This window comes from Streptomyces sp. NPDC026206 (genome assembly GCF_040638465.1).
Lineage (GTDB): Bacteria > Actinomycetota > Actinomycetes > Streptomycetales > Streptomycetaceae > Streptomyces.
Genome location: NZ_JBEZYL010000013.1, coordinates 17,446 through 44,350, shown reverse-complemented (window position 1 = coordinate 44,350; position 26,905 = coordinate 17,446). Strand labels below are relative to the sequence as shown.

Here is a 26,905-nt window from a genome sequence, read left to right as displayed (position 1 = left end):
GCCGGTGCCCTGGCGGTGGGCGAACCAGCCGTCATACGCGGGCTCGCCGTGGCCGCCGCGGCGGCCACCGTGGTCGGCTCCGTGCTGATGCGCCGCTGGGACCGTGCGGCAGGCAAGCGCGTCGCCCAGCTCACCGCCGCCCGCACGCGGGACGAGTGGAAGACCGAGGAGCGCATAGCCGAGCTGGAGACGGACCTCGAGGAGACCCGTCTGCTGCGCACCCGGCTTGAGGGCAAACTCCGCGCCAAGCGCGGCGAGCTCGCCCGCCTGCGCACGGAGCACGCCGACCTGCTGCGCCGTTACGCCACGGCCGAGACCGGGCGGGCCAGTGCCCTCGAAGGCCGCCGCCTGCTGGAGAAGGGCGGCACGCCCGGTGCCGCCAGGGCGCTGGAGGCCTCCGCGCAGGCCCGCAGGGACGGCAGGCCCGGAGTCGACGCCTTCGCCTACCGCAAGGCCGCCGACGCCCTGCGCGATCTGCAGAGCAACGCCGCCGGCCAGCGCGCCGCGGCCGAGAGCGGGACGCAGCAGGCCGCCGAGCCCGCCGCGGAGCCGGTGGCGAGGATTCCGGCGCCGGCCGACGGCGCCGCGAAGAAGCAGGGCGGGAAGAAGCAGGCCGCGAAGGCTCCGAAGGCGGCCGTGTCCGCGAAGAACGAGCCGGCCTCCGACGCGGGCAAGACCCCGAAGGTCATCGCCCCCGCGGCAGCCCTGCCGTCCGACGTCCCCGTCGCCCGTAGGCCCGCGTCCCGCGCACAGGGCGGCTTCGACTTCTTCGGCAATGGCAACGGCGGCGGCAGCGACAAGGGCAAGGACGGCAAGAAGCAGTCCCGGCCCGCCGCCTCCGTCGAGGACCAGGACCTCGCGGACGTCGTCGGCGAGGAAGCCCTTGCCGACGCGGAAGCGGACGGCGACGTCATCGACCTGACCGCGCACGACGAGACGGAGCAGATCGACGTCGTGGAGCTGCGCAGCGCGATCTCGTGACCGACCGGTCGCCGGGACGGCCGCAGGCGCGGTCCGCCCCGGCGACCAGTCGATTACCTGGCCACTTGTCGACACCTGGCCACTTGTCGACTGCGTCTCAACTGCGCGCCGACCGCATGCCGACCGCGTGCCGACTACTTGTCGATGTCGCCGACGACGAAGAACAGCGAGCCCAGGATCGCGACCATGTCGGCGACGAGCGTTCCCGGCAGCAGCTCGGTCAGCGCCTGGATGTTGTTGAACGAGGCCGAGCGCAGTTTCAGCCGGTAGGGCGTCTTTTCGCCCTTGGACACCAGGTAGTAACCGTTGAGCCCCAGCGGGTTCTCGGTCCAGACGTAGGTCGAGCCCTCGGGGGCCTTGAGGACCTTGGGCAGCCGCTGGTTGATCGGGCCGGGCGCCAGATCCGCGATCCGGTCCAGGCAGGCCTCCGCCAGCTCCAGGGAGTTGTGGGTCTGCTCCAGCAGGCACTCGAAGCGGGCCAGGCAGTCGCCGTCCTCACGGGTAACGACCTTCAGGGTGTCCGCCAGCTCGCCGTAGGCCAGGTACGGCTCGTCGCGCCGCAGGTCGAAGTCGACGCCGGAGGCGCGGGCGATCGGCCCGCTCACGCCGTAGGCGTGCACGGTCTCCCGTGAGAGGACGCCGACGCCGCGCGTACGGCCCCGGAAGATCTCGTTGCCCAGCACCAGCCGGTCGTAGACGTCCATCCGGGAGCGCACCTCGGCCACCGCGTGCCGGGCCCGGCCGAGCCAGCCCGCGGGCAGGTCCTCCTTCAGGCCGCCGACACGGTTGAACATGTAGTGCATGCGGCCGCCGGAGACCTCCTCCATCACCGCCTGCAGTTCCTCGCGCTCGTGGAAGGCGTGGAAGACCGGCGTGATGCCGCCGAGCTCCAGCGGGTAGGAGCCGAGGAACATCAGGTGGTTGAGGACCCGGTTCAGCTCGGCCAGCAGCGTGCGCGTCCACACGGCGCGCTCGGGGACCTCCATGCCGAGCATCCGCTCCACGGCGATGACGACACCGAGTTCGTTGGAGAACGCCGACAGCCAGTCGTGGCGGTTGGCGAGCATGATGATCTGCCGGTAGTCACGCGCCTCGAACAGCTTCTCCGCGCCCCGGTGCATGTAGCCGATGACCGGTTCGGCCTGCTGGATCCGCTCGCCGTCCAGGACGAGGCGCAGCCGCAGCACGCCGTGGGTGGACGGGTGCTGAGGCCCGATGTTGAGCACCATGTCGGTGCTCTCCGCCGCGCCGCCGATGCCGACTGTCGTCTCCGTCATGGGGCTAGTCTCACCCCAGCCCCGCCCCTTCCCGAAACCGGGGCGCGCCCCGGGCCCCCTTTTGTCGGTGAAGGGCGGATCAGGGGAGGACAACCCCCTCGTCCAGCGCCACCGGCTGGACCAGCCAGCCGAACGCGCCCAGCCCGGCCGGAGCCGTCAGCTCCGCCGCCTCGCCCGCCGCGCTCAGCGCCCGCACGTAGGCGGCCGGGTCCGACGAGGCGAGGGAGAGCGGCGGACGGCTGCCGTCCACGCCGAGGGCGCGCAGTGCCTGGCGTTGGCTGACCAGCGAGGCGCCCGGCCCCGCGCACGCGTCCAGCGCCACGTGCGCGGTGATGTCGCAGGTACCGTCCGGCACGGGCCGCACCTCGCGGCCGTCGCGGAAGCCGGTCAGGGTGCCGAAGGGCGGCCGGGTGGCGCGCTCGTGGGCGTAGTCCACCGCCACGGCCAGGCCGGCCCGCAGGCTGCCGACCGCCCGGGACCACGCGGCGTCGCGTGGGTGGCCGATCTCCGCGCGGGACCCGGGCGGCGCGCCCTCGAGCGGCCACCAGCGGGCCAGCCAGCCGGCGTCCTCGCCGGCCACCGGGTCGCCGAGCAGCTCCTCCCCGTCCGCCCGGACCAGCACCTGGCGTGCCGTGCCCGCGCCGTCGGCCTCGGCGACGTCGAGCGGCACGTTGTCGAGCCACTCGTTGGCGAACAGCAGGCCCCGGGCGCCGTCCGGGGGAGTGTCCGTCCACAGCACGCGCGGATCGAGGCCCTCGGGGCGGGCCGCGAGCTCCACGGCGTACGGGCGCAGCCGCCCGGCCAGTTCCGCGGGGCACCGGGCGAGGACCCCGGTCACGAGTTCGCCGCGCCCCGCCCCCATATCGGTGAACACCAGCTCCGCGGGGTGACCGAGGGCGGCGTCGACGCGGCGCAGCAGCTCCACGACGGCCCCGGCATACAGCGCGGATGCATGTACGGAGGTGCGGAAGTGGCCCGCGGGGCCTTCCGGGCGGCGGTAGAAGCCGCCGGGACCGTAAAGAGCGGCCTCTGTCGCCGCCCGCCAGGTTCTCGTTCCGCTTGCCATATGCACACGGTATGCGTGTCCCCGCAGGTCCGGTGCGCGCCGGGCCCTCCACCTTGGGGAGTAGACGCAAGGCGCCGGATCGATCGCCGGGCTGACCCCGGCACCGGCTCGGCGTGCCTACGCTGGGTGACGTGCAGCGCCTCTACGACTTTCTTCGCAGGCACCCCACCGGTGTGGACAGCTTCTGGGCTCTCCTGCTGCTGGGGTTCAGCGCCCTGGCCACCGCCGAGAGCGGCGGCGGGTCGACGGCCGCGACGGTCTGTACGGCGCTCGCGCTGTGTCTGGTGATCGCCCTGCGGCGCCGGGCCCCCGAGCGGATGCTGCTCCTGGCGACCGCGGCCGGGCTGGCGCAGCTGGCATTCGGCGTGGGCCCGAACATCTGGGACTTCGCCATGCTGGTGATCATCTACACCGTGGCGTCCGGCAACACCCGCTGGGCCTCGCGCTACGCGCTGATCGGCGGGTTGCTCGCACCCGTGCTCGCCACGCTCCGCTGGCCGGAACCCCCCGAGTTCTCCTCGCTCGGCAAGAACATCATGGCGATCGTCTTCCTGACCGTCCCCTTCGTGCTGGCCTGGGTCCTGGGTGACTCGGTGCGCACCCGCCGCGCGTACTGGGCGCAGCTGGAGGAGCGGGCCACCCGCCTGGAGAAGGAGCGCGAGCAGCAGGCGCAGATCGCGGTCACCGCCGAGCGGGCCCGCATCGCCCGCGAGCTGCACGACGTCGTGGCGCACAACGTCTCGGTGATGGTCGTGCAGGCGGACGGCGCCGCGTACGTCCTGGACGCCTCGCCCGAGCAGGCCAAGCAGGCCCTGGAGACGATCTCCGGCACCGGCCGCCAGGCCCTCGCCGAGATGCGCCGCCTGCTGGGCGTGCTGCGCACCGACGACAGCGGCTCGGGCGGCGAGTACGTGCCGCAGCCCGACGTGGAGCAGATCGGCGACCTGGTCGAGCAGGTGCGGGGCGCGGGCCTGCCGGTGGACTTCCGGGTCGAGGGCGCGCCGCGGCCGCTCCCGAGCGGCGTGGAGCTGACGGCGTACCGCATCGTGCAGGAGGCGCTGACCAACACGCGCAAGCACGGCGGCCCGGACGTCGGGGCCAGCGTCCGGCTCACCTTTTTCGACGACGGGCTGGGCCTGCTGGTCGAGGACGACGGCCGCGGCGCGCAGCACGAGCTGTACGAGGCGGGCGGCACGGACGGCATGGGGCATGGTCTGATCGGCATGCGCGAGCGTGTCGGCATGGTCGGGGGCACCCTGGACGCGGGGCCGCGGCCCGGCGGCGGCTTCCGGATCAGCGTGCTGCTGCCGATCAAGTCCGGCCGCTGATCATCTTTGCGGACGCGTATGCGTCCGCGCACAACTGAACACCGCACTTCCGCCTATTGAGAGGGACCTCCGCATGTCGATCCGCGTGATGCTCGTCGACGACCAGGTGCTGCTGCGCACCGGCTTCCGCATGGTGCTGGACGCCCAGCCCGACATGGAGGTCGTCGCCGAGGCCGGGGACGGCGCGGAGGCGCTGGAGGTGCTGGCGCGCAGCGAGGTGGACGTCGTGCTGATGGACGTCCGCATGCCGCGGTTGGACGGGGTGGAGGCGACCCGCCGCATCTGCGCCCAGGACGACCCGCCCAAGGTGCTGATCCTGACCACCTTCGACCTCGACGAGTACGCGTTCTCCGCGCTCAAGGTCGGCGCCAGCGGCTTCATGCTCAAGGACGTGCCGCCCGCCGAGCTGCTGGGCGCCATCCGGGCCGTGCACAGCGGTGACGCGGTGGTCGCGCCCAGTACCACCCGCCGGCTGCTGGATCGTTTCACCCCGATGCTGCCGAGCGCCGGCAACGAGCCGACCAGCGCGGAGCTGGGCCGGCTCACCGACCGTGAGCGCGAGGTGATGCTGCTGGTGGCCCAGGGGCTGTCCAACGGCGAGATCGCGGGGCGGCTGGTGCTGTCGGAGGCGACGGTGAAGACCCACGTGGGCCGGATCCTGACCAAGCTGGGGCTGCGGGACCGGGTGCAGGTGGTGGTCATGGCGTACGAGAGCGGTCTCGTACGGGCCGGGGGCGGCGGCCCGGCGGCGCACTAGGGCCGCTCGCTGCCGGCGCCGCGCGCTCAGCGCAGGACGCCCTCGACGAAGTCGCTGCCGAGCCGGGCCACCACGGTCAGGTCGAGCTGGTGCAGGACGTACCGGCCGCGGCGGCGGGTGGTGATCAGGTCGGCCTTCTTCAGCACCGCGATGTGCCGGGAGACCTCCGGCGCGCTGATGTCCAGCGCGGTCGCCAGCTCGCCCGTGCTGAAGGCGGACCGCGCGAGGTAGCGGCACATCCGCATCCGCATGTGGTGGGACAGGGCCTCCAGGCGCAGCTTGAGCAGGTCCAGGGAGGCGGGGCCGGGCAGCTCGGGCGCGGCCACGGGATAGTGGATCACCGGGCGCCAGCCGGGGGCGTGGCCCACCCATACGTGGGGCCAGCCCATGGCGGACGGGACGAAGGTGACGCCCGCGCCGACCGCCGGGTCGAGCGCGCTCGCCCGGCCGCTGCCGAGCTTGTCGACGACGATCCGGGTGCCGTCCTCCGTCAGCGTCACGGCGGGCGACACCTGGGCCAGCGCCTCGCCGAGCCCCTTGTGGCGCAGCACCTCCGTCTTGTGCCGGGCGTCGGCGGCCAGTTGGACGCGTACCCGCTGCCACAGGTCGTTGAAGAACGCGTCCGCGCAGTCCTCGAAGAGGCGGCGCAGCCAGGCCCGTACGGCAGGCGGGTCGTCCAGCAGCCGCTTGGCGAAGTCCAGCTGCCGGGGGCCGCGCGCGGTGGCGCGCTCGAGGGCCAGCTCGCGGGCCCTGGCGTTCACCAGCGGCGACGGGCCCTCCTGGCTGTAGTGCCGCGAGCAGGAGATCTCCAGGGCGGCGTCGACGAAGAGGTCGTCGTTCAGCCGGTCGAGCTGGTCCAGGTCCTCGGCGAGCGTGGCTCCCGGCTGGCCGTGGGTGTCCGGCAGCGCGGCGAACGGCATGTTGATGTCCGAGAACGTCGACGTCCACAGGAAGTCCGCCTCGCACAGCCGGTCCGCGAGGTCCGGCTTGAGGGCGGAGCTGGTCGCCGTCGTCCAGCCGTGCAGGCCCGGGTGGTGCCCCGGCTCGGCCAGGGTGTGCAGCGCGGTGCAGAGCTCGGCCAGGGGCGCGGGGCGGAACACCAGGCGCTCGGGCGGCAGGCCCGCGATGTCGATCATCACGCTCATGTGCTCATAGTGCCTCTCTTTGTGCAGGTCGGGCCGTCGATTGACGGTCCTCGTCAATCCATGCGCAGACCGTCCGCCGGGCGGCGCACCGTGGAGCACATGAACGCCAACCAGCAGCACATGCTCGACCTTTACCGTTCCGCAAAGCTCGGTGAGCCCGCACCGCCGGCGCCGGGCACCGGCGACCTCGGGGCCGTCCGCGAGTTCCGCACATGGCGGGAGTTCCAGGCCGTCGTCGACGAGCGTACGGTCGTCCGCCGGGGCCGGTGGACGGCGCTGTTCCGCCGCCCGCGGCCGATGCCGGGCCGGACGGCCGGCCCGGCCCGTGCGGCCGGAACGGCCTCCGCCTCCGCCTCCGCCACTGCCGCTCCCGCTCCCGCCGCCGTGTCCCTGCCGGACGGACGGCCCGCCGGACAGCCCGTCGGACAGCAGGCCGACCCCCGGTGCCGGGCCTGAGCGGCGCCGGGCGCCGGCCGTTGTCCACAGGCCTGGGGACGGCCAGGGAGGTGTGCGGCCGCCTCGCGTAGCATGACAAGGGAATCGTCCGGTACCCCCGCGGACTGGAACGGAAGGCATCCCGCCGCGTGAACGCACACCTCTCGCCCGAGCATGCGAGCCCCCAGGACCGCCCCGCCCGGCTCACCGTCGGCGTCGTCGGCGCCGGTCGCGTCGGCCCCGCGCTGGCCGCGTCGCTGCAGCTCGCCGGGCACCGCCCGGTCGCCGTCTCCGGTGTCTCCGACGCCTCCTTGCGGCGGGCGGCCACCATGCTGCCGGACGTGCCGGTCATGGCGCCCGCCGACGTGCTCGCCCATGCCGAACTGGTCCTGCTGACCGTGCCCGACGACGCCCTGCCCGGGCTGGTCGCGGGCCTCGCGGAGACCGGTGCCGTCCGCCCGGGGCAGCTCCTGGTGCACACCTCGGGCCGCCACGGCACCGCGGTCCTCGACCCGGCCACCCGCGCCGGCGCCCTGCCGCTGGCCCTGCACCCGGCGATGACGTTCACCGGCACCCCCGTCGACGTCCAGCGCCTGGCCGGCTGCTCCTTCGGCGTCACCGCCCCCGAGGCGCTGCGCCTGGCCGCGCAGGCGCTGGTCATCGAGATGGGCGGCGAGCCGGAGTGGATCGAGGAGAGCGCCCGCCCGCTCTACCACGCCGCCCTGGCCATCGGCGCGAACCACCTGGTCACGCTCGTCGCCCAGAGCATGGACCTGCTGCGCACGGCCGGCGTCGAGCACCCCGCCCGCATGCTCGGCCCCCTCCTGGGCGCCGCCCTCGACAACGCCCTGCGCAGCGGCGACGCGGCTCTCACCGGCCCGGTGGCGCGCGGCGACGCCGGCACGGTCGCCGCGCACGTCGCCGAACTGCGCGCGCACGCCCCCCAGGCCGTCGCCGGCTACCTGGCGATGGCCCGTACCACCGCGGACCGCGCCCTCGCGCACGGCCTGCTGAAGCCCGAACTGGCGGAGGACCTGCTCGGCGTCCTCGCGGACGGAGGCAACCAGTGACCACCCAGCTCGCCCGCACCGCCGAGGAGCTGCACGCCCTGCCGCGCGACGGCCGCCGCGCCGTCGTGATGACCATGGGTGCCCTGCACGAGGGCCACGCCACCCTCATCCGCGAGGCACGCCGCCTGGCAGGGCCCGACGGACAGGTCGTCGTCACCGTCTTCGTCAATCCCCTGCAGTTCGGCCCCGGCGAGGACCTCGACCGCTACCCGCGCACCCTGGACGCCGACATCCTGCTCGCCGAGAAGGCCGGTGCCGACGTCGTCCTCGCCCCGGCCGTCGACGAGGTCTACCCCGGCGGCGAGCCGCAGGTCCGCATCACCGCAGGTCCCATGGGCGAGCGCCTCGAAGGCGCCTCGCGCCCGGGGCACTTCGACGGCATGCTCACCGTCGTCGCCAAGCTGCTGCACCTGACCGCGCCGGACCTCGCGCTCTTCGGGCAGAAGGACGCCCAGCAGCTGGCCCTGATCCGCCGCATGGCGCGCGACCTCAACTTCCCCGTCGGGATCGTGGGCGTCCCGACGGTCCGCGAGGGGGACAACCTCGCGCTGTCGAGCCGCAACCGCTACCTCTCCGAGGCCGACCGGGCCACGGCGCTGGAGATCTCGCGCGCCCTGCTGACCGCCCAGGCCGCCGCCGGGCTCGGCGCGGGGCCCGTGCGGCGCTCCGCCCGGGCGATCCTCGGCAACGCGGCCGGGATGGAACCCCCGCTGCTCCTGGACTACCTCGCCCTCGTCGACCCCGCCGACTTCACCGAGGTCCCCGACGACCACACCGGCGAGGCCATCCTCGCCGTGGCCGCCAGGGTCGGCACCACCCGCCTGATCGACAACATCCCCCTGACTCTCGGAGAGCCGCGATGACCGGCATACGACTGCACGCGCCCCGCCCCGGCTGGGCGGTCGACGCCGACGTCGTCGTCATCGGCTCCGGCGTCGCCGGACTCACCGTCGCCCTGCGCTGTGCGGCCTCCGGCCGGAACGTCACCGTCGTCACCAAGGCCCGCCTGGACGACGGCTCCACGCGCTGGGCCCAGGGCGGCATCGCGGCGGCCCTCGGCGACGGCGACACCCCCGAGCAGCACCTGGACGACACCCTCGTCGCCGGCGCCGGCCTCTGCTCGGAGGAGGCGGTGCGCACCCTGGTCACCGAGGGCCCCGACGCGGTGCGCCGCCTGATCGCCACCGGCGCCCGCTTCGACACCGACGCCGGCTCCGGCGAGATCCTGCTGACCCGCGAGGGCGGTCACCACCGCAGCCGCATCGCCCACGCGGGCGGCGACGCCACCGGCGCCGAGATCTCCCGCGCACTGGTCGACGCCGTGCGCGCCGCCGGCATCGAGACGATCGAGCACGCGCTCGTCCTCGACCTGCTCAAGGACGCCGAAGGCCGGGCCGCGGGCGTCTCGCTGCACGTCATGGGCGAGGGCCGGCGCGACGGCGTCGGCGCCGTACGGGCCGGGGCCGTCGTCCTGGCCACCGGCGGCATGGGCCAGGTGTTCTCCGCGACCACCAACCCCGCCGTCTCCACCGGCGACGGCGTCGCACTCGCCCTGCGCGCCGGGGCCGAGGTCTCCGACCTGGAGTTCGTCCAGTTCCACCCCACCGTGCTGTGGCTCGGCCCCGACGCCGAGGGACAGCAGCCCCTGGTGTCGGAGGCGGTGCGCGGCGAGGGCGCGTACCTCGTCGACGCGGACGGCCACCGCTTCATGGTCGGCGCCCACGAACTGGCCGAGCTCGCGCCGCGCGACATCGTCGCCAAGGGCATCATGCGGCGCATGCACGAACGCGGCGCCGAGCACATGTACCTGGACGCCCGGCACTTCGGCCCGCAGAAGTGGGAACACCGCTTCCCCACGATCCTCGCGGCGTGCCGGGCCCACGGCATCGACCCGGTGACGGAGCTCATCCCCGTCTCGCCCGCGGCGCACTACGCCTCCGGCGGCGTGCGCACGGACCTGCGCGGCCGCACCACGGTCCCGGGCCTGTACGCCTGCGGCGAGGTCGCCTGCACGGGCGTGCACGGGGCGAACCGGCTCGCGTCGAACTCGCTCCTGGAAGGGCTCGTCTTCGCCGAACGCATCGCCGCGGACATCACCCCGGCCCCCCGGCCGGGCACCTCTCCCGCAACGGGTGAGCCGGCCACCTGCCTGATCGCCCCCGAGGCCCGCACCGCGATCCAGCGCGTCATGACTCAGGGCGCCGGAGTGCTCCGTTCCCGGCAGAGCCTGGAACGCGCCGCGGCGGAACTGGCCCGCATCCGCGACGAAGCGGAGACGGCGGACAGCGCGGACAAGGCGGCCGAGCCGGGAACCGAGGCCTGGGAGACCACCAACCTCCTCCTCGTCGCGCAAGTACTTGTCGCAGCCGCCCTCCGCCGCGAGGAGACCCGTGGCTGCCACTGGCGCGAGGACCACCCCGACCGCGTGGACGAGCAATGGCGCCGCCACCTTCTCGTGGCGCTGCGCCCGGACCGTACCCTTGCCGTCTCCACCACCGAAACGGCCGCCTTCCCGCCCTCCCCATCTCCCGCCGCCCCCAAGGAGAACAGCGTGAGCACGCACGACGACCGTCCCCTGCACGACATCGGCCGTCCCGGCCAGGAGACCGCCGCGGCGGCCGGTGGCTGCGGTGACGCCTGCGGCTGCGGCGCCGGCGAGGAGTACGGCGCGGACGCGTTCGAGTGCGGGCTCGACCCCGAGCTCGCGCGGCTGATCGCCGAGGCCGGGCTGGACCCGCTGCAGATCGAGGACCTCGCGCACCTGGCCATCGAGGAGGACCTCGACGGCGGCAAGGACGTCACGACCTTCGCCACGGTCCCCGAAGACGCCGTTGCCACCGGTGACTTCACCGCCCGTGAAGCCGGCACGGTCGCCGGGCTGCGCGTCGCCGAGGCCATCCTCTCCGTGGTGTGCACGGACGAGTTCGAGGTCGAGCGGCACGTCGAGGACGGCGACCGGGTGGAGGCGGGCCAGAAGCTGCTGACCGTCCGCACCCTCACCCGCGACCTGCTCACGGGCGAGCGCAGCATGCTCAACATCCTGTGCCACCTGTCCGGCATCGCCACCACGACCCGCGCCTGGGCCGACGCGCTGGAGGGCACCGGCGCCGCCGTGCGCGACACCCGCAAGACCACGGTCGGACTGCGCGCCCTGCAGAAGTACGCGGTGCGCTGCGGCGGCGGCGTCAACCACCGCATGTCGCTGTCGGACGCGGCGCTGGTCAAGGACAACCACGTCATCGCCGCCGGTGGCGTCGCCGAGGCGTTCACGGCCGTACGGCAGGAGTTCCCGGGCCTGCCCATCGAGGTCGAGGTGGACCGCATCGACCAGATCCAGCCGGTCCTCGACGCGGGCGCCGACCTCGTCATGCTCGACAACTTCACCCCCGAGCAGACCCGCGAGGCCGTCGCGCTCGTCGCGGGCCGCGCGGCGCTGGAGTCCTCCGGCCGCCTCACCCTCGCCAACGCCCGCGCCTACGCCGAGACCGGCGTCGACTACCTGGCCGTCGGCGCGCTGACCCACTCGTCACCGATCCTCGACATCGGGCTGGACCTGCGGGAAGAGAGCGTCTGATGCTGCTCACCATCGACGTCGGCAACACCCAGACCGTCCTCGGCCTGTTCGACGGCGAGGACATCGTCGAGCACTGGCGCATCTCCACCGACCCCCGCCGCACCGCCGACGAACTCGCCGTCCTGCTGCAGGGTCTGATGGGGCGCCACCCGCTGCTCGGCGACGAGCTGGGAGACGGCATCGAAGGCATCTGCATCTGCTCGACCGTGCCCTCCGTGCTCCACGAGATGCGCGAGGTCACCCGCCGCTACTACGGCGACGTGCCCGCCATCCTCGTGGAACCGGGCGTCAAGACCGGCGTGCCGATCCTCATGGACAACCCCAAGGAGGTCGGCGCGGACCGCATCATCAACGCGGTCGCGGCCGTCGAGCTGTACGGCGGACCGTGCGTCGTCGTCGACTTCGGCACGGCCACCACCTTCGACGCGGTCAGCGTGCGCGGGGAGTACGTGGGCGGCGTGATCGCCCCCGGCATCGAGATCTCCACCGAGGCGCTGGGCGTCAAGGGCGCCCAGCTGCGCAAGATCGAGATCGCCCGGCCGCGCAGTGTCATCGGCAAGAACACCGTCGAGGCCATGCAGTCCGGCATCCTTTACGGCTTCGCCGGCCAGGTCGACGGCGTCGTCAACCGGATGGCCCGCGAGCTGGCCGAGGACCCGGACGACGTCACGGTCATCGCCACGGGCGGGCTGGCACCGCTCGTTCTGGGCGAGGCCTCGGTCATCGACGAACACGAGCCGTGGCTGACACTGATCGGCCTGCGCCTGGTCTACGAACGCAACGTCACCCGCACCTGACCCCGGGGCCTCCCCCCGGACCGCCCCGTTCCTCAATCGCCGGACGGGCTCAATTTGAGCCCGTCCGGCGATTGAGGACATGGGGGCACCTCCCAGCGGTAGCTGGGGGAGGTGAAAGGGCGGGATCGGGGAACGACAACTCCGGCACAGCGGATGTGCACCCGGAGCGCCTCGCACGCCCTGCTCATCGCCGCCGCCTCCGGAACCGCGCTCTCCGCCGGCGCCGACGGCCCCGTGGCGGCAGGGGTGACGCTCTGTGCCACGCCCGAGATGGTGTGCTAAGCCAATTTTGTCCGCTTAGCACTTAAAGTCAGCCCATGCCCACGCCCTATGGATCCCGCGGCGGCATGGCGTTCAGCGCGGACGAGCTGCGCGTGCTGCGCCGTGCCCTCGACATCGCACTCCGTCCCCACTCCGCGCCCACCCGCCCCGGACCCACGCCGGACGCGGAGGCGAGGGACTGCCTCCGGCTCGCCGAGGCCCTGGACGAGGCCGCCCGCGAAGGCGCCCGGCTGCGCGCCTTCCTCCTCGCCGACCTCGTTCGCTACCGCCGTGCCCTGCCCGGCGCCGCGCCGGGTTACGTGCAGCGGCTGCGGGACGCCCTCACGGACGGTTACCGGCCCGGCCCCGAGGACCTCACGGCGCTGCGCAAGCTGTGCGCGGCCCCGACGGGCGAGGCCGAGGCGACCCGTCGGCACGCGTTGCTCGCGCGCTGTGAGCACGTCGCCGAGCAGGCGGTACGGACCCGGCCCGCGGCACACGCGCCCGTCTCCGTACCGCCGGCCCAGCCGCAACCGGGGCGTACGCACCTGCTGGCCCTGCCGGGCGGCCGGGCGCCGCGCGCGGTGGAGCCGGACCCGCGGCCCGGCCCGAAGCCGGGGGAGAGCCCTGCGCCGCCGAACAAGCCGGCCCCCGGGCCGCCGCCGGAGGCCCCGCAGCCCAAGCCCCCGTCGGCGCCGCGCCCGGAGCGGCCCATTCCGACCCCCGGTGAGGTGTTCCCGCCGCGTCGCAAGCCCACGCCGCCGCCCGGGGCCCGTGCCCTGGCCGCCGCCCGGCCCGCCTGAGACCCGCCCGGCTCCCGCCCGACCCGGTCGGCCCGGGGGCCGGGGCGGGCGCGTAATCTGAACGGGTCGCTCAAGCGCAGAACCCCCGATCCAGAAGGAGCCGACGGCCATGGACTATGTCGCCGCGCTGGTCCCGCCCGTGGTGATGGCGGCCGCTTTCATCGCTCTGGTCGTGACGATCGTCAAGAGCCAGGGTGGCGCGAACAAGGCCAAGGAAGACGCCGTCGTCGATGCCGCGCTGGCCCGCGCCGAGGCCGCCAAGCAGGCGGCAAAGCCCACCGAGGCCTGACAAAACGACCACGCCGGGACCCGGGAAACGCCGACGGTCCCGCGCGGGGCGTGCGGTCCGGGGCTATTTCCCCGGACTGTGCGCCCTTTTTGCTGCCGGGATTGCCGCGCCGATAAACCGGCATTCAAGACATCTCCCACTATTATTCGCGTGTGGTCCGACGCCTGGGTGAACTGGAAGACGCCGTGATGACGCGCGTGTGGGAGTGGAACCGACCGGTCACCGTTCGGGAAGTCCTGGAAGACCTTCAGCAGGAACGGTCCATCGCCTACACCACGGTGATGACCGTAATGGACAACCTGTATCAGAAGGGCTGGGTGCGGCGGGAAGCCGAAGGCCGCGCCTATCGATATGAGGCGGTCTCCAACCGCGCCGCCTACTCGGCCGCACTGATGAACGAAGCATGGTCCCTCAGCGACAACCCCGCGGCGGCTCTCGTTGCCTTCTTCGGCATGATGTCGGCCGAACAACGGGAAGCGCTCCGCGACGCCATCCGGGTCGCGCAACTCGACGGGCCCGAGGAGACCCCGGGAGCCCCGGGGCGATAGCGTCCGGACATGTCCGCTCTATCAAAAGTCGTCACTGTCCGCAGGGCCCGCACCAGCGATGTGCCCGCCGTGCGCCGGCTCATCAACGCCTACGTACGCGACCGCATCCTGCTCGACAAAGCCACGGTGACGCTTTACGAGGACATCCAGGAGTTCTGGGTCGCCGAGCGCGACGAGGACGGTACCGTCATCGGATGCGGTGCGCTCCATGTGATGTGGGAAGACCTCGCGGAGGTACGCACTCTCGCCGTGGACCCCGATGTCAGGGGCGGTGGAGTCGGCCACCTGGTACTGGACAAGCTGCTGCAGACGGCGCGCTGGCTCGGTGTCCGGCGCATTTTCTGCCTCACCTTCGAAGTGGACTTCTTCGCGAAGCACGGGTTCGTGGAGATCGGAGAGGCCCCGGTCGACGGCGATGTCTACAGCGAGCTGCTGCGTTCCTATGACGAGGGCGTTGCCGAGTTCCTGGGTCTCGAACGAGTGAAGCCGAACACCCTTGGCAACAGCCGGATGCTTCTGCATCTGTGATCGCGGTCCCTATGTCCGAATCGCGCCCCTATCGTGCGGGCCCGGAAGCCATCGTTCCCATGCTCAAGGCGGACTGAACCTTCCCGGGGGGTTTGTGTTTTTCCGGGAAAGGCGGTTTGCTATTCCTCCGTAATCCCTTTTCCGCTGATGAAAGGAATCCCCCGTGGCGCAGAAGGTTCAGGTCCTTCTTGTCGATGACCTCGACGGCGGCGAGGCCGACGAGACGGTGACGTTCGCCCTTGATGGCAAGTCCTATGAGATCGACCTCACCACGGCCAACGCGGACAAGCTGCGCGAGGCGCTCGCGGACTATGTGAAGTCGGCCCGCCGCACCGGTGGCCGCGCCGCCGCCGGCCGTGGCAAGGCCCGCGCCGGAGCCGCTGCTGCCGGCAGCCCGGACACCGCGAAGATCCGCGCCTGGGCCAAGGAGAACGGCTACAACGTCAACGACCGCGGCCGCGTCCCGGCCGAGATCCGTGAGGCGTACGAGAAGGCCAACGCCTGATCCCCAGCCGGATCCCTCGCCTGATCCCCCGGCCGTTCCGGCCGATCTCCCGGCGGCTGATCCCTGCGCGCCTCGCCGACGGCGCGCAGCAGTCGGGCCCGGTGGCACTCGGTGGCCGCAGCGCCCACCAGCCGTACGAGATCGGGGGCGTCGCCGCCCCCGAGGCCGGTCGCCGGAAGCGTGGGCTCCACCGGGCGGCCCGGCTCGGGAGGACGCACCCAGACGGCTTCCACCGCCTTCACGGCCTCCCGCCGGCCGTACGGCCCCTGCGGGCCGGACCACCGGTCCACCGGCTCCGGAGCGACGATCCGGCCGCCCGGGCCCAGCGCGGTCAGCTCCAGGGCGATTCCGCCCCACTCCAGCCAGCCGAGCAGCCCCGGTAGCTCGTCGGCGCTGCCCACGGCGGTCAGGAACCACATCTTCCGGGCCCGGCCGTCCAGCGCGACCGGTCCGGTCGCGGGCACCCGCTCGAGCACGGCGAAGCCGGCCTCCGCGGGCATTCCCAGCGCGTCGAACCGCACCCCCGTGAGCAGCTCCACGGGCCGCCCGTCCACGGTCGGCCCGGTGGGCCAGCCGAGCACGCACTCGTACCACTGGCGCCGGCGGCGCCAGGTGTGCGGGGCTCCGGGCGGCGGGGGGCCGCCCGAGGGGCGGCACGGGCACGGGAGGGCTACCGTCATGAACGGTGCAACTGTGGAAGACCCAAGAGGTTACGCAGGGTGGAGAGTTGGGCACGCTCCGTATAGAACGTAAGGGGCGCACAGGGGCTCCGGACAGCGCGGCGATGTTCGCCCGTAGCGGAGTCAAGGGACCCGCGCCGCATGGAGTGTCAGTGCTTGCGGGTAGGACTTTCCCCGTGGGGAGAGGCGATATAGCGGGCCCTGTAGCGCGTTACCACGGGTGGTGACGCGGTTGCGGGCGGGCGTGTCGGGGCAAGCGGGCGTTCGCCGTGGGCGTAGTGGTGGTGGGCGTATATGCCTGGCCTGCGGGAACATCGTCTCCCACCATCGGGTTGGAGGAGATGTCGGCTGTTCGGCAGTAGGTTTCCCCGCCGACGCGGGGTGATCCGGACGGATGTCGGCAGTTGGAATGAGCTGTCCCGTCCCGCGGGACTAGCATGCGGAAGGACAGGGAGGGGACCGACCCCTAACTGCCTGACCGCTCTGAGGAGCGATTAACGATGTTCGAGAGGTTCACCGACCGCGCGCGGCGGGTTGTCGTCCTGGCTCAGGAAGAAGCCCGGATGCTCAACCACAACTACATCGGCACCGAGCACATCCTCCTGGGCCTGATCCACGAGGGTGAGGGTGTCGCCGCTAAGGCCCTGGAGAGCCTCGGGATTTCGCTCGAGGCGGTCCGCCAGCAGGTGGAGGAGATCATCGGGCAGGGGCAGCAGGCCCCGTCCGGCCACATCCCCTTCACTCCCCGTGCCAAGAAGGTCCTGGAGCTGTCGCTCCGCGAGGCCCTTCAGCTCGGCCACAACTACATCGGTACGGAGCACATCCTGCTCGGCCTGATCCGCGAGGGCGAGGGCGTCGCCGCGCAGGTCCTGGTCAAGCTGGGTGCCGACCTCAACCGGGTGCGGCAGCAGGTCATCCAGCTGCTCTCCGGCTACCAGGGCAAGGAAGCCGCCACCGCAGGCGGTCCGGCCGAGGGCACCCCCTCGACCTCGCTCGTCCTGGACCAGTTCGGCCGCAACCTCACGCAGGCCGCTCGCGAGTCCAAGCTCGACCCGGTCATCGGGCGCGAGAAGGAGATCGAGCGGGTCATGCAGGTGCTGTCCCGCCGTACCAAGAACAACCCTGTCCTCATCGGCGAGCCCGGCGTCGGCAAGACCGCCGTCGTCGAGGGCCTGGCCCAGGCCATCGTCAAGGGCGAGGTGCCCGAGACCCTCAAGGACAAGCACCTCTACACCCTGGACCTCGGTGCCCTGGTCGCCGGCTCCCGCTACCGCGGTGACTTCGAGGAGCGCCTGAAGAAGGTCCTCAAGGAGATCCGCACCCGCGGCGACATCATCCTGTTCATCGACGAGCTCCACACCCTGGTGGGTGCGGGCGCCGCCGAGGGCGCGATCGACGCCGCCAGCATCCTCAAGCCGATGCTGGCCCGCGGCGAGCTGCAGACCATCGGTGCCACCACGCTCGACGAGTACCGCAAGCACCTGGAGAAGGACGCCGCCCTCGAGCGCCGCTTCCAGCCCATCCAGGTCGCCGAGCCGTCGCTGCCGCACACGATCGAGATCCTCAAGGGCCTGCGCGACCGCTACGAGGCGCACCACCGCGTCTCCATCACGGACGAGGCCCTGGTCCAGGCCGCCCAGCTGGCCGACCGCTACATCTCCGACCGCTTCCTGCCGGACAAGGCGATCGACCTGATCGACGAGGCCGGCTCCCGGATGCGCATCCGCCGGATGACCGCGCCGCCGGACCTCCGCGAGTTCGACGAGAAGATCGCCGACGTGCGCCGGGAGAAGGAGTCCGCGATCGACTCGCAGGACTTCGAGAAGGCCGCCTCTCTCCGCGACAAGGAGAAGCAGCTGCTGGCCGCGAAGGCCAAGCGGGAGAAGGAATGGAAGGCCGGCGACATGGACGTCGTCGCCGAGGTCGACGGCGAGCTGATCGCCGAGGTCCTGGCCACGGCCACCGGCATCCCGGTCTTCAAGCTGACGGAGGAGGAGTCCTCCCGCCTGCTGCGCATGGAGGACGAGCTGCACAAGCGCGTCATCGGCCAGAAGGACGCCATCAAGGCGCTCTCCCAGGCCATCCGGCGCACCCGTGCGGGCCTGAAGGACCCGAAGCGTCCCGGCGGATCGTTCATCTTCGCCGGCCCCTCCGGGGTCGGTAAGACCGAGCTGTCCAAGACGCTCGCCGAATTCCTCTTCGGCGACGAGGACGCACTGATCTCCCTCGACATGTCGGAGTTCAGCGAGAAGCACACCGTCTCGCGTCTCTTCGGCTCCCCGCCCGGATACGTCGGTTACGAAGAGGGCGGCCAGCTCACCGAGAAGGTGCGCCGCAAGCCGTTCTCCGTGGTTCTCTTCGACGAGGTCGAGAAGGCCCACCCCGATATCTTCAACTCGCTGCTGCAGATCCTGGAGGACGGTCGCCTGACCGATTCCCAGGGCCGCGTGGTCGATTTCAAGAACACCGTCATCATCATGACGACCAACCTCGGCACCCGGGACATCTCCAAGGGCTTCAACCTGGGCTTCGCCGCCCAGGGCGACGTCAAGACCGGGTACGAGCGGATGAAGGCGAAGGTCAACGAAGAGCTCAAGCAGCACTTCCGGCCCGAGTTCCTCAACCGTGTCGATGACACGGTGGTCTTCCACCAGCTGACCGAGGAAGACATCATCCAGATCGTCGACCTCATGGTCGCCAAGGTGGACGAGCGGCTCAAGGACCGCGACATGGGCATCGAGCTCAGCTCCGAGGCCAAGTCGCTCCTGGCGAAGAAGGGCTACGACCCCATCCTGGGCGCCCGCCCGCTGCGCCGCACGATCCAGCGCGAGATCGAGGACATCCTCTCCGAGAAGATCCTCTTCGGCGAGCTCCGTCCGGGCCACATCGTGGTCGTCGGCACGGAGGGCGAGGGCGAGGAGAAGAAGTTCACCTTCCGCGGCGAGGAGAAGACGGCCCTGCCGGACACCCCGCCGGTCGAGTCCGCCGCCGGTGGCGCGGGCCCGAACCTGTCGAAGGACGCGTAAGCGCGCGGAGCGCGCTCGCGCTCGGTGACCAACCGGGTCGGCCCCGGGACCGTGGTTCACGGTTCCGGGGCCGATTTCGTTGTTGCCCGGCCTGCGAGCCGGGGATATGCCCGTGGACGATACGGCCCGTGCCGTCCGCGAGCGCGCCGGGCTGCAGGGGCGGCGTCGGCGCCCCCGTCACCGGCCGGCGGCCGGGCCGAATCCCGAGAGACCCGCCGGCCGGTCGTTGCCGACCTTCCAGCCGTGGCCCGTGCCCCGGTCCCTCGGCGTCAGGGTGAAGGCGAGCTTGTGGGTACGGGTCGAGCCGTGTGAGGTGTCCGCACCTGCGTCGACGACCCAGGCCTTGACCTTGCCGCCCGCCTTGGCGTCCTTGCGGATCTCGACCGTGAACTCCAGGGCGATCTCGCCGACGTCGAACGACAGGGCCTCCCCGGCCCCCTCGGCCGCCGCTTCGGTCAGGCCCTCGCGGACCGCCCGGACCGCGTCCGCCAGCTCGATGCCCTCGAAACCTTCGCTCATCGTGGTGCCCCCCGGCTCTCCGGTCCGCACGGTCGGTGCGTGTGCCGAACCGGAGCGTACCCGCCGGAGCGGGCCCTGCGGACCAGGAACGGAGGGGTCCCGCAGGCCCCGCGCGGTGACATGGGGCACAGCGCCCAGAGGGCCTACTACGCGCTTTAGCGGAAATTCCGCCGACGGAAAGGCGCATTTTCCGGGGCCGGGCTCCGGGTAAGGGGCAGAAAGTCCCTGCCTCCATACGGCGTTTGTTCGTAGAAGGGCTACTTGGCAACCCCCGGAAGCGCTGGTTACCAAGGTATGGCGATCCCGGTCCGCAGCCGGGACCCATTCATGCCTGGAGGTTTATCCGTATGTCGAAGCGCACCGCTTTCCGTAACTCGAGCAAGACCGCTTTCCGTGCCCGCACCGCCGCCATGGTGGTCGTCGGCCTGGGAGCCTCGGTCGGGCTCGGTTCCGGGGTCGCGCTCGCTGCCGACACCACGGCTTCCGTGGCCGGTCAGTTCCCCGCGTTCGCGTCCGTCACGGCGCTGGGTGACGCGCTGAACGCGCAGGCCGCGACGCAGCTGAAGGTGGCGGAGAAGGAGAAGCAGGCTGCCGAGAAGGCGAAGCAGGACGCCGAGCAGGCCAAGCGGGATGCCGCGAAGCGTGCGGAGGACATCCGCAAGCAGGCCGAGGCCTCGCGCAAGCGCGCCGACGGCTGGGTCGCCCCCGTCGCCGGCTACCAGATCGGCCAGCCGTTCGGTAAGGCCGGCTCCATGTGGGCCCACAAGCACAGTGGCCAGGACCTCGTCGTCGGTACCGGTACGTCCGTCATGGCCGTGCACGGCGGTACGGTCGTCAAGGCCGGCCCCAATGGCGGTGGCGACGGTCCGGCGTACGGCAACGCCATTGTGATCAAGCACAGTGACAACACGTATTCGCAGTACGCGCACCTGTCGCAGGTGAAGGTCTCCGTCGGCCAGACCGTGACCACCGGCCAGCAGATCGGCCTGTCCGGCTCCACCGGCAACTCGTCCGGTCCCCACCTGCACTTCGAGATCCGCACCACCCCCAACTACGGCACCGCCGTCGAGCCGGTCGGCTTCCTGAAGGCCCACGGCGAGACCCTCTGACGTCCATGCGACGACAGGATCACGAGCCGGCGCACCGCATTCGCGGTGCGCCGGCTTCGTCGTGCGCAGTGCCCGATGAGCCCGCCACTGCTCCGGGAAGCCGACCGGTACCGCCTGTGCCTACCGTGGTCAGTGCAGCCACGCATCATCCGTAGCGGCACGTACGGAGCACATCATGATCAAGGGCATCGCCATCACCACCGTCTGGGTCCTCGACCAGGACCGGGCCAAGGAGTTCTACACCGAGAAGCTCGGCTTCGAGGTCCGTAACGACATGACCATCGGCGGCGACAACGGCATGCGCTGGCTCACCGTCGGCGCCGAGGACCAGCCGGACGTCGAGCTGACCCTGATGGTCCCCGGCCCGCCCGGCCTGGACCCCGAGTCGGCCGAGGCCATGAAGAGGCTCGTCGCCAAGGGCACGCTGGGCGCGGGGGTGCTCAGGACCGACGACGTCCATCGGGATTACGAGGCGCTCAGGTCCAAGGGCGTGGAGTTCCTCCAGGAACCCCAGGAGCGCCCGTACGGCACCGAGGCGATCCTCCGTGACGACTCCGGCAACTGGTTCTCGCTGACCCAGCCGCTTGAGCAGCTGGACACCAGCAAGGGCTGGGGGGAGTGCGTGGACCCCATGTGAGGACGGGTGTGATCCCGCGGGCCTACGCGCGGGCGCGGTAGGCCCGCATCGCCACCGGTATGAAGACCGCCGAGATCCCGGCCGCCCACACCAGGGTCCACAGGACCGGCCCGCCCGTGTCCCCGCCGAGCAGCAGCCCGCGGAAGGCGTCCGACAGGTGGGTCACCGGGTTGATGTGCACCCATGCCTGCAGCCAGCCCGGCATGGTCTCGGTCCGGACGAAGGCACTGCTGGTGAACGTGATCGGGAAGATCAGCACGAAGGCGAAGACCTGCACCTTCTCGGCGTCGCCCGCCAGCATGCCGATCAGGACCGCCGTCCAGGACACGGCCGCGGCGAAGATCAGCAGCATCAGCGTGGCGCCGAGGAAGCCGGCCGGGCCGCCCGTGATGCGGAACCCCAAGATCACGCCGAGCCCGATCATCAGCAGCATCGCCCACAGCTGCTTGACGAGATCGGCGGCGATCCGCCCGAACAGCGGGGCGGATCTCGCTATCGGCAGGCTCCGCAGCCGGTCGAAGACGCCCTTGGTCAGGTCGGTGTTCAGCGACATCGCCGTGTACGTGGTCATGAACAGCGTGTTCTGCACGATGACGCCCGCCAGTGCGTACTGCAGATACGCCTTGGGCGAGCCGGCCATCTGCCCGCCGAACACGAAGGTGAACAGGAACACGAACATGATCGGCGTGATGCTGTAGTCGACCAGCTCCAGCGGATTGTGCTTGACCGACACCAGGCTCCGCCAGGCCATCGTGGCGGTCTGCCGCAGCGCGGCCAGCGGTCCCACCCGGCCGCCGCGGCCCAGGGGCGCGGCGGCGGTGGCGGCGGTCATGACGGGCTCCCGGCCGTCTCGTACGCGTCGGCGCCGCCGTCGCCGGGCCTTCGCCCGCCGCTGCGCGGCTCCCCGGCCGCCGGCTCCCCGGGCCGCGCGGGCCCTGCGGTCCGGTGGCCGGTCAGCGCCAGGAAGACCTCGTCCAGCGAGGAGCGGCGCAGCGCCAGCTCGCCCACCGCGATCGCCGCCTGGTCGAGCTTGCGCACGACCGCGGGCATCAGCGCCGGATCGTTCACGGGCGCGGTGATCCCGTCGCCCTCGATCCGGGCCTGTGGGCCGGCCGCCTCCACGATCAGCGCGTGGGCGGTGGCGAGGTCGGCGCTGTGCACGGGCCTGAGCTGCAGGACCTGCCCGCCGACCTGCGACTTCAGCTGGTCGGGCGTGCCTTCGGCGATCACCCGGCCCTTGTCGATGACCACGATGTCGTCGGCGAGCCGGTCGGCCTCGTTCAGATACTGCGTCGTCAGCAGCGCCGTCATCCCGTCGGCGATCAGGCCGCGCAGCATGTCCCAGAGCTCGCCCCGGCTCTGCGGGTCGAGCCCGGTGGTGGGCTCGTCGAGGAAGAGGATGGCCGGCCTGCCGACGAGGCTCGCCGCCAGGTCGAGCCGCTGCCGCATGCCGCCCGAGTACGTCTTGGTGGCCCGGCCCGCCGCGTCGCCGAGGTGAAAGCGGTCCAGCAGTTCCCGCGCCCGGGCCCGGGCGTCGGCTCTGGTCATGCCCAGCAACCGGCCGATCATCAGCAGGTTCTCGGTGCCGGTGAGGTTCTCGTCGACCGCGGCGTACTGCCCGGTCAGTCCGATCATGGCGCGGACCAGGCCGGCCTCCCGCACGACGTCATGGCCGCCGGCCTCGGCGCGGCCGCCGTCGGGGGTGAGCAGCGTCGCGAAGATCCGGACGGCGGTGGTCTTGCCGGCGCCGTTCGGGCCGAGCATGCCGAGGACCGTGCCGGTGCGGGCGGCGAGGTCCACGCCGGCCAGGGCCTGCGTCTCCTTGAACCGTTTGGCCAGGCCTTCCGCCTGGATCGCGTAACTCATGGGATGCCCCCTCGGTTCCGCGGCTGCGGGCTGTGCGGCGGCGCGCCCTTCTGCGCCCCTCACCCACTGTGACCCATGCCACTGACACTCCGCGCGTCAGCGACCGGGGCTCCGCCCCGCACCCGGTCCTCCATCGCCGGACGGGCTGAGTGACGGGCTGACCGATGGGCTGACTGACGGGCTGAGAATCAGGCCCGTCGTCAGTCCGGTACCTGGATGATCGGGAAGCTGCCCGTGCTCGTCGGGGACGACTCCGGCAGCCAGAGCACGGCGATCGCGCCGCCCGAGCCCTCCACGTCGGGGTCGGCGTTGCGGAAGGTCAGGCGGGCGCCCAGGACGCGGGCCTGGCCGGCGGCGATGGTCAGGCCCAGGCCGTGGCCCTTGCCTGCGCGGTCCTTGCTGCCCGTGCGGAACCGGCTCGGGCCCTCCTGCAGCAGTTCCTCGGGAAAGCCGGGCCCGTGGTCGCGCACGCGCAGTACCCGGCCCTCGACCGTGACCTCGACGGGGCCCTTGCCGTGCTTGGCGGCGTTGGCCAGCAGGTTGCCCAGGATGCGCTCCAGCCGGCGCGGGTCGGTGGAGACGTAGGCGCTGCGGGCGACCGTGACCTGGGCCTCCGGTGCGACCGACCGCACGCGGCGCAGCACGAACTCGCCGAGCTCGATGTCCTGCAGCTCGGCGCGCTCGGCGAAGCTGTCCAGCCGGGCGACCTCCAGGACGTCCTCGACCAGTGTGCGCATGGCCTGCGCCCGGTCCCGTACGAGCTCGGTCGGCCGGCCCGGGGGCAGCAGTTCCGCCGCGGTCAGCAGGCCGGTGACGGGGGTGCGCAGCTCGTGCGCGATGTCGGCGGTGACGCGCCGCTCGGCCTCCAGCCGGTCGCGCAGCGCCTCGGCCATGCCGTCGACGGCGCGCGCCAGGTCGTCCGCCTCGTCGCGCACCCGGCCGCCGATGGCGTCGCGGACGCGGACGTCGGGGTCGCCGTCGGCGAGCCTGCGGGCCGCCGTGGCCGCCTTGCGCAGCCGCCGGGAGAGCTGGCCGCCGACGAGGATGCCCAGGGCGCAGCCGCCGAGTACGACCGAGACCGAGCCGATGATCAGGGCCCGGTCGAGGTCGTTGAGGATGTCGTAGCGGTCCTTGAAGCGCGTGTGGATCGAGAGAATTCTGCCGTTGCGCAGCGGCGTCGAGGCCCACACCTCGGGCGCGGCGTTGCCGCTGTCCTGCAGGTAGGTGGCGCGCAGTCCCAGGTCGGCGGCGTCGCGCAGCGGCTTGGGCAGGTCCGGGTCGTCCACCTTCGCGCGGAGCATCAGCTTGCCGCCCGTGGACTCGTAGTAGCGCTGGGCGATCTGGACGCGGTCGTCCATCTGGTCGCGGCTGCTGTTGAGCATGGAGACGCGGGCAGCGTTGTGGACCACGAGGCTGAGTGCGACGGCCACGAGCGCGCCGACACCCGCGATGGCCAGGCTGACCTTCCAGCGCAGACCACTGCGGAGCGCGAGCTTCACCACGTCACGACCATGGGTTTCACGGACACCTACGGTCAGCCTCGGAGCTTGTAGCCGAAGCCGCGGACCGTCTCGATGCGGTCCTGGCCGATCTTGCCGCGCAGCCGCTGCACGTGCACGTCGACGACGCGCGTGTCGCCGCCCCAGCCGTAGTCCCAGACCCGCTCCAGCAGCCGGTCGCGGGAGAGCACCGTGCCGGGCGCCGCGGAGAACTCCAGCAGCAGCCGCATCTCGGTGGGGGTGAGGGAGACGGGCGCACCGGCCTTGCGGACCTCCATGCCCTCCGTGTCGACCTCCAGGTCGCCGAAGCGCAGCACCCCGCCCTCGACCGCCTCGGACGCCTCCGCCGCTCCGCCGGCCGCGCCGCTGGCGTGCCCGAAGCGGCGCAGCACGGCCCGTATCCGGGCGACGAGCACGGCACCGTCGAAGGGCTTGGTCACGTAGTCGTCGGCGCCGGCCTCCAGCCCGAGGACGACGTCGATGGAGTCCGCACGCGCCGACAGCATGATCACAGGGACGGTCGACTCGTCGCGGATCCGGCGGCACAGGCTGACCCCGTCCAGTCCCGGAACCATGACGTCCAGCAGCGCGATGTCCGGCTGCCGGGCCCGGAAGCTCTCCAGCCCCAGCAACCCGTCCGGCACCGCGGTCACCAGGAAGCCGTCGCGCTCCAGCGCGAGCTGGGTCGCCTCCCGGATGACGTCGTCGTCCTCGACGAAGAGCACATGCGTATCGGCCACGCTGCCCTCAGCCCTCCGTTCCCTTGTTCCCGACCTTGCCGTAGTCGGTGTGCGTACGGCCGGACTCCTGGAAGGAGCCGTCCGACCAGTGGTACGTCAGGACATCTTCCCCCGAGGCGCAGCACACGGCGTCACCCGGAGCGTAGACCTGCTTGGTGATCACAAGGTCGCGCCGGTCGATGTCGGCGTAGACGGGGGACTGCTCGGCCGCGAACACATTCTCGTACGAGTCACCCTTGGGACGGTACACATACGAGCCGATGCCTATGGAGTCCCCGCAGGTCAGGAGGTTCACCACGATGTCGGCGCGGGACGCCCCGGTGAGCTGGCCGTAGATGACGTCGACCGGGTAGTGGTCCTTCACGCACGGCTTGAGGTTCTTCTTGATCTGATCGCTGACCTTGGGGTCGGCCTTGATCAGCTTGACCGCGTCGACCTTCCCCTGCGCCGCGGAGGCGGTCGCCGAGGGCATCCGGGTCGCGGCCTTCGCCGCGGACTGGGTCTGGGCGGGCCCTTCCTGGCGCACGCCCTCACTGCTCGCACCGCAACCGGCAAGCAGAAAACCGGCGGTCGCGGCCAGTGCGGAGACCGCGCCACCGGTGATCAGCGCCGGCTTGATGCCAGGTGCCCTGCTCAGGCCGCGCACCGTTCCCGCCCCCGATCGACGCGCTCAAGGGCGTGGAAGTCCAGGTCCCGGCTCTCCAGCTCCTGACGGAGCCGGGCCAGGGCCCGGTGCAGCGTGCTCTTGACCGTGCCGGTCGACATGCCGAGCGCCTCCGCGGTCTCCTCCGTGCTCATCTGCTCCCAGTGTCGCAGCACGACCACACTGCGCTGCTTGGGCGCCAGAACGCCGAGGATGTCCATCAGCAGGGCGCGGTCGGCGTGCTGCTCGGTGCCGTCCTCGACGCTGGCGTCGGGGAGCTGCTCGGTGGGCACCTCGTCGAGCTTGCGGGCGCGCCACCACTCCGTACGAGTGTTGATCATGACGCGGCGCAGGTAGGCGTCGGCCAGCGACTTGTCCGCTATGCCTTCCCAGCGGCCGTACGTGCGGACGAGGGCGGTCTGGAGGAGGTCCTGCGCGTCGATCGGGTCCGGAACGAGCCGCCGGGCGCTGCGCAGGAGGGCGTCCTGACGGTTGCGCACGTACTCTTCGAAGTCCAGAACCTTGCCGCTGCTGGCCATACTCGCAGCCTCCATTCCACTTGCGTCCCCGCGTCACGCTGGTGGTCCTCCAGCACGGAAAGGACGCTACGGAGGAGCTGTTGCAACGTGATGTGCAGCAGCCCTTCGGCAGGTGCACAGCTGTCCATAGGTTGTGTAACAGCCCGGCGGATAGATCGGGGAAAGAGCGGCTCTGTCCGTTTCGCAGCACCACGGGGCAGCGTCGAACGACGGTTTGTGTGACGAACCTTTGAACGGGCTGCGCGGTGGCTGTTCCCGGGCTGTGCCGTCGCTGTCGCCGGGC

The 26,905-nt window shown here is 71.9% G+C and carries 28 protein-coding genes and 1 pseudogene; 18 read left to right on the top strand and 11 right to left on the bottom strand.

The window, feature by feature from the left end; all coding sequences use genetic code 11:
* The first annotated feature begins 15 nt into the window (after positions 1 to 15).
* A complete protein-coding gene (locus AB0F13_RS19165) occupies positions 16 to 981 on the top strand; it encodes a hypothetical protein (protein ID WP_362083261.1) in 966 nt (321 codons plus the stop codon).
* Between the two features lie 134 nt (positions 982 to 1,115).
* On the opposite strand, the gene AB0F13_RS19160 is transcribed toward AB0F13_RS19165, so the two are convergent.
* Both AB0F13_RS19160 and AB0F13_RS19155 read right to left on the bottom strand, forming a co-directional pair.
* Positions 1,116 to 2,258, bottom strand: a complete 1,143-nt coding sequence (locus AB0F13_RS19160; protein WP_362083258.1) for an NADH-quinone oxidoreductase subunit D — start codon at positions 2,256 to 2,258, stop codon at positions 1,116 to 1,118.
* A 79-nt stretch (positions 2,259 to 2,337) separates the two neighbouring features.
* Positions 2,338 to 3,324 carry an SAM-dependent methyltransferase gene (locus AB0F13_RS19155; RefSeq protein WP_362083255.1) on the bottom strand — a complete coding sequence of 329 codons (987 nt, stop codon included), beginning with the start codon at positions 3,322 to 3,324 and terminating at the stop codon, positions 2,338 to 2,340.
* A gap of 131 nt (positions 3,325 to 3,455) precedes the next feature.
* Here AB0F13_RS19155 and AB0F13_RS19150 point away from each other — a divergent pair, with 131 nt between their 5' ends.
* Together AB0F13_RS19150 and AB0F13_RS19145 are read left to right on the top strand one after the other, a co-directional pair.
* The gene (locus AB0F13_RS19150) at positions 3,456 to 4,652 is read left to right on the top strand and encodes a sensor histidine kinase (protein ID WP_362083252.1); all 1,197 of its coding nucleotides are present in this window, start codon (positions 3,456 to 3,458) and stop codon (positions 4,650 to 4,652) included.
* Between the two features lie 73 nt (positions 4,653 to 4,725).
* Entirely contained in the window at positions 4,726 to 5,409 is a 684-nt protein-coding gene (locus tag AB0F13_RS19145) for a response regulator transcription factor (RefSeq protein ID WP_362083249.1), read from the top strand.
* Between the two features lie 26 nt (positions 5,410 to 5,435).
* On the opposite strand, the gene AB0F13_RS19140 is transcribed toward AB0F13_RS19145, so the two are convergent.
* The gene (locus AB0F13_RS19140) at positions 5,436 to 6,554 is read right to left on the bottom strand and encodes a DUF5937 family protein (protein ID WP_362083246.1); all 1,119 of its coding nucleotides are present in this window, start codon (positions 6,552 to 6,554) and stop codon (positions 5,436 to 5,438) included.
* Positions 6,555 to 6,614: 60 nt separating this feature from the next.
* Between AB0F13_RS19140 and AB0F13_RS19135 the strand changes: the two genes are divergently transcribed.
* The 12 genes and pseudogenes from AB0F13_RS19135 (at position 6,615) to AB0F13_RS19080 (ending at position 15,364) form a co-directional block, all read left to right on the top strand.
* Positions 6,615 to 7,010: a hypothetical protein gene (locus AB0F13_RS19135; protein ID WP_362083243.1), complete on the top strand. Its 396-nt coding sequence runs from the start codon at positions 6,615 to 6,617 to the stop codon at positions 7,008 to 7,010.
* Positions 7,011 to 7,138: 128 nt separating this feature from the next.
* Positions 7,139 to 8,059: a DUF2520 domain-containing protein gene (locus tag AB0F13_RS19130; RefSeq protein ID WP_362083240.1), complete on the top strand. Its 921-nt coding sequence runs from the start codon at positions 7,139 to 7,141 to the stop codon at positions 8,057 to 8,059.
* Positions 8,056 to 8,922 (top strand): pantoate--beta-alanine ligase, encoded by an 867-nt coding sequence (gene panC, locus AB0F13_RS19125; RefSeq protein ID WP_362083237.1) that lies wholly within the window; start codon positions 8,056 to 8,058, stop codon positions 8,920 to 8,922. Before AB0F13_RS19130 ends, panC begins: the two co-directional genes overlap by 4 nt.
* Positions 8,919 to 10,595 (top strand): annotated as a pseudogene (locus tag AB0F13_RS19120) (L-aspartate oxidase); the annotation flags it as partial. The gene panC and the pseudogene AB0F13_RS19120, both read left to right, overlap by 4 nt.
* 15 nt (positions 10,596 to 10,610) lie before the next feature.
* Entirely contained in the window at positions 10,611 to 11,633 is a 1,023-nt protein-coding gene (nadC, locus tag AB0F13_RS19115) for a carboxylating nicotinate-nucleotide diphosphorylase (RefSeq protein ID WP_362083568.1), read from the top strand.
* On the top strand, positions 11,633 to 12,430 hold the full coding sequence (locus AB0F13_RS19110; protein ID WP_362083234.1) for a type III pantothenate kinase: 798 nt from the start codon (positions 11,633 to 11,635) through the stop codon (positions 12,428 to 12,430). The genes nadC and AB0F13_RS19110 overlap by 1 nt, the downstream gene beginning before the upstream one ends.
* Before the next feature lie 153 nt (positions 12,431 to 12,583).
* Positions 12,584 to 12,712: a hypothetical protein gene (locus AB0F13_RS19105; RefSeq protein ID WP_362083231.1), complete on the top strand. Its 129-nt coding sequence runs from the start codon at positions 12,584 to 12,586 to the stop codon at positions 12,710 to 12,712.
* A 35-nt stretch (positions 12,713 to 12,747) separates the two neighbouring features.
* Positions 12,748 to 13,494, top strand: coding sequence for a hypothetical protein (locus tag AB0F13_RS19100; protein WP_362083228.1), 747 nt, complete (start codon positions 12,748 to 12,750; stop codon positions 13,492 to 13,494).
* Between the two features lie 109 nt (positions 13,495 to 13,603).
* Positions 13,604 to 13,783, top strand: coding sequence for a hypothetical protein (locus AB0F13_RS19095; protein ID WP_362083225.1), 180 nt, complete (start codon positions 13,604 to 13,606; stop codon positions 13,781 to 13,783).
* Between the two features lie 152 nt (positions 13,784 to 13,935).
* Positions 13,936 to 14,331: a BlaI/MecI/CopY family transcriptional regulator gene (locus AB0F13_RS19090; RefSeq protein WP_362083222.1), complete on the top strand. Its 396-nt coding sequence runs from the start codon at positions 13,936 to 13,938 to the stop codon at positions 14,329 to 14,331.
* Between the two features lie 9 nt (positions 14,332 to 14,340).
* Entirely contained in the window at positions 14,341 to 14,859 is a 519-nt protein-coding gene (locus AB0F13_RS19085; RefSeq protein WP_362083219.1) for an amino-acid N-acetyltransferase, read from the top strand.
* Between the two features lie 163 nt (positions 14,860 to 15,022).
* The gene (locus AB0F13_RS19080; protein ID WP_362083216.1) at positions 15,023 to 15,364 is read left to right on the top strand and encodes an Lsr2 family protein; all 342 of its coding nucleotides are present in this window, start codon (positions 15,023 to 15,025) and stop codon (positions 15,362 to 15,364) included.
* Here the strand turns inward: AB0F13_RS19080 and AB0F13_RS19075 are convergent.
* Positions 15,295 to 16,044 carry an SCO3374 family protein gene (locus AB0F13_RS19075; protein ID WP_362083213.1) on the bottom strand — a complete coding sequence of 250 codons (750 nt, stop codon included), beginning with the start codon at positions 16,042 to 16,044 and terminating at the stop codon, positions 15,295 to 15,297. The two genes, AB0F13_RS19080 and AB0F13_RS19075, sit on opposite strands and share 70 nt — an antisense overlap.
* A gap of 500 nt (positions 16,045 to 16,544) precedes the next feature.
* Between AB0F13_RS19075 and AB0F13_RS19070 the strand changes: the two genes are divergently transcribed.
* The gene (locus tag AB0F13_RS19070; protein WP_362083210.1) at positions 16,545 to 19,070 is read left to right on the top strand and encodes an ATP-dependent Clp protease ATP-binding subunit; all 2,526 of its coding nucleotides are present in this window, start codon (positions 16,545 to 16,547) and stop codon (positions 19,068 to 19,070) included.
* Positions 19,071 to 19,247: 177 nt separating this feature from the next.
* Here AB0F13_RS19070 and AB0F13_RS19065 read toward each other — a convergent pair whose 3' ends face one another.
* Positions 19,248 to 19,589: a trypco2 family protein gene (locus AB0F13_RS19065; protein WP_362083207.1), complete on the bottom strand. Its 342-nt coding sequence runs from the start codon at positions 19,587 to 19,589 to the stop codon at positions 19,248 to 19,250.
* Positions 19,590 to 19,936: 347 nt separating this feature from the next.
* Here AB0F13_RS19065 and AB0F13_RS19060 point away from each other — a divergent pair, with 347 nt between their 5' ends.
* Together AB0F13_RS19060 and AB0F13_RS19055 are read left to right on the top strand one after the other, a co-directional pair.
* Positions 19,937 to 20,698 (top strand): peptidoglycan DD-metalloendopeptidase family protein, encoded by a 762-nt coding sequence (locus AB0F13_RS19060; RefSeq protein WP_362083204.1) that lies wholly within the window; start codon positions 19,937 to 19,939, stop codon positions 20,696 to 20,698.
* A gap of 175 nt (positions 20,699 to 20,873) precedes the next feature.
* Positions 20,874 to 21,335 carry a VOC family protein gene (locus tag AB0F13_RS19055; RefSeq protein ID WP_362083201.1) on the top strand — a complete coding sequence of 154 codons (462 nt, stop codon included), beginning with the start codon at positions 20,874 to 20,876 and terminating at the stop codon, positions 21,333 to 21,335.
* 22 nt (positions 21,336 to 21,357) lie between these two features.
* Here AB0F13_RS19055 and AB0F13_RS19050 read toward each other — a convergent pair whose 3' ends face one another.
* The 6 genes from AB0F13_RS19050 to AB0F13_RS19025 form a co-directional block, all read right to left on the bottom strand.
* Positions 21,358 to 22,167 (bottom strand): ABC transporter permease, encoded by an 810-nt coding sequence (locus AB0F13_RS19050; protein ID WP_362083198.1) that lies wholly within the window; start codon positions 22,165 to 22,167, stop codon positions 21,358 to 21,360.
* Complete coding sequence (locus AB0F13_RS19045; protein ID WP_362083195.1) at positions 22,164 to 23,201, bottom strand: ATP-binding cassette domain-containing protein; 1,038 nt, start codon at positions 23,199 to 23,201, stop codon at positions 22,164 to 22,166. Before AB0F13_RS19045 ends, AB0F13_RS19050 begins: the two co-directional genes overlap by 4 nt.
* Positions 23,202 to 23,401: 200 nt before the next feature.
* Complete coding sequence (gene cseC / locus AB0F13_RS19040) at positions 23,402 to 24,703, bottom strand: two-component system sensor histidine kinase CseC (protein WP_362083193.1); 1,302 nt, start codon at positions 24,701 to 24,703, stop codon at positions 23,402 to 23,404.
* Between the two features lie 32 nt (positions 24,704 to 24,735).
* Positions 24,736 to 25,440, bottom strand: coding sequence for a two-component system response regulator CseB (cseB, locus tag AB0F13_RS19035; protein WP_362083190.1), 705 nt, complete (start codon positions 25,438 to 25,440; stop codon positions 24,736 to 24,738).
* A gap of 7 nt (positions 25,441 to 25,447) precedes the next feature.
* Complete coding sequence (locus tag AB0F13_RS19030) at positions 25,448 to 26,086, bottom strand: hypothetical protein (RefSeq protein WP_362083187.1); 639 nt, start codon at positions 26,084 to 26,086, stop codon at positions 25,448 to 25,450.
* Positions 26,074 to 26,622 carry a SigE family RNA polymerase sigma factor gene (locus tag AB0F13_RS19025; RefSeq protein WP_362083184.1) on the bottom strand — a complete coding sequence of 183 codons (549 nt, stop codon included), beginning with the start codon at positions 26,620 to 26,622 and terminating at the stop codon, positions 26,074 to 26,076. The genes AB0F13_RS19030 and AB0F13_RS19025 overlap by 13 nt, the downstream gene beginning before the upstream one ends.
* Positions 26,623 to 26,905 lie beyond the last annotated feature (283 nt).

Bases quoted from the DNA above. Each gene is read 5' to 3' on its own strand.
- AB0F13_RS19160 (WP_362083258.1), bottom strand. From the start codon at position 2,258: ATGACGGAGACGACAGTCGGCATCGGCGGCGCGGCGGAGAGCACCGAC.
- AB0F13_RS19155 (WP_362083255.1), bottom strand. From the start codon at position 3,324: ATGGCAAGCGGAACGAGAACCTGGCGGGCGGCGACAGAGGCCGCTCTT.
- AB0F13_RS19145 (WP_362083249.1), top strand. From the start codon at position 4,726: ATGTCGATCCGCGTGATGCTCGTCGACGACCAGGTGCTGCTGCGCACC.
- AB0F13_RS19140 (WP_362083246.1), bottom strand. From the start codon at position 6,554: ATGAGCGTGATGATCGACATCGCGGGCCTGCCGCCCGAGCGCCTGGTG.
- AB0F13_RS19135 (WP_362083243.1), top strand. From the start codon at position 6,615: ATGCGCAGACCGTCCGCCGGGCGGCGCACCGTGGAGCACATGAACGCC.
- AB0F13_RS19110 (WP_362083234.1), top strand. From the start codon at position 11,633: ATGCTGCTCACCATCGACGTCGGCAACACCCAGACCGTCCTCGGCCTG.
- AB0F13_RS19105 (WP_362083231.1), top strand. From the start codon at position 12,584: ATGTGCACCCGGAGCGCCTCGCACGCCCTGCTCATCGCCGCCGCCTCC.
- AB0F13_RS19100 (WP_362083228.1), top strand. From the start codon at position 12,748: ATGCCCACGCCCTATGGATCCCGCGGCGGCATGGCGTTCAGCGCGGAC.
- AB0F13_RS19095 (WP_362083225.1), top strand. From the start codon at position 13,604: ATGGACTATGTCGCCGCGCTGGTCCCGCCCGTGGTGATGGCGGCCGCT.
- AB0F13_RS19085 (WP_362083219.1), top strand. From the start codon at position 14,341: ATGTCCGCTCTATCAAAAGTCGTCACTGTCCGCAGGGCCCGCACCAGC.
- AB0F13_RS19075 (WP_362083213.1), bottom strand. From the start codon at position 16,044: ATGACGGTAGCCCTCCCGTGCCCGTGCCGCCCCTCGGGCGGCCCCCCG.
- AB0F13_RS19070 (WP_362083210.1), top strand. From the start codon at position 16,545: ATGTTCGAGAGGTTCACCGACCGCGCGCGGCGGGTTGTCGTCCTGGCT.
- AB0F13_RS19065 (WP_362083207.1), bottom strand. From the start codon at position 19,589: ATGAGCGAAGGTTTCGAGGGCATCGAGCTGGCGGACGCGGTCCGGGCG.
- AB0F13_RS19060 (WP_362083204.1), top strand. From the start codon at position 19,937: ATGTCGAAGCGCACCGCTTTCCGTAACTCGAGCAAGACCGCTTTCCGT.
- AB0F13_RS19055 (WP_362083201.1), top strand. From the start codon at position 20,874: ATGATCAAGGGCATCGCCATCACCACCGTCTGGGTCCTCGACCAGGAC.
- AB0F13_RS19050 (WP_362083198.1), bottom strand. From the start codon at position 22,167: ATGACCGCCGCCACCGCCGCCGCGCCCCTGGGCCGCGGCGGCCGGGTG.
- AB0F13_RS19045 (WP_362083195.1), bottom strand. From the start codon at position 23,201: ATGAGTTACGCGATCCAGGCGGAAGGCCTGGCCAAACGGTTCAAGGAG.
- AB0F13_RS19025 (WP_362083184.1), bottom strand. From the start codon at position 26,622: ATGGCCAGCAGCGGCAAGGTTCTGGACTTCGAAGAGTACGTGCGCAAC.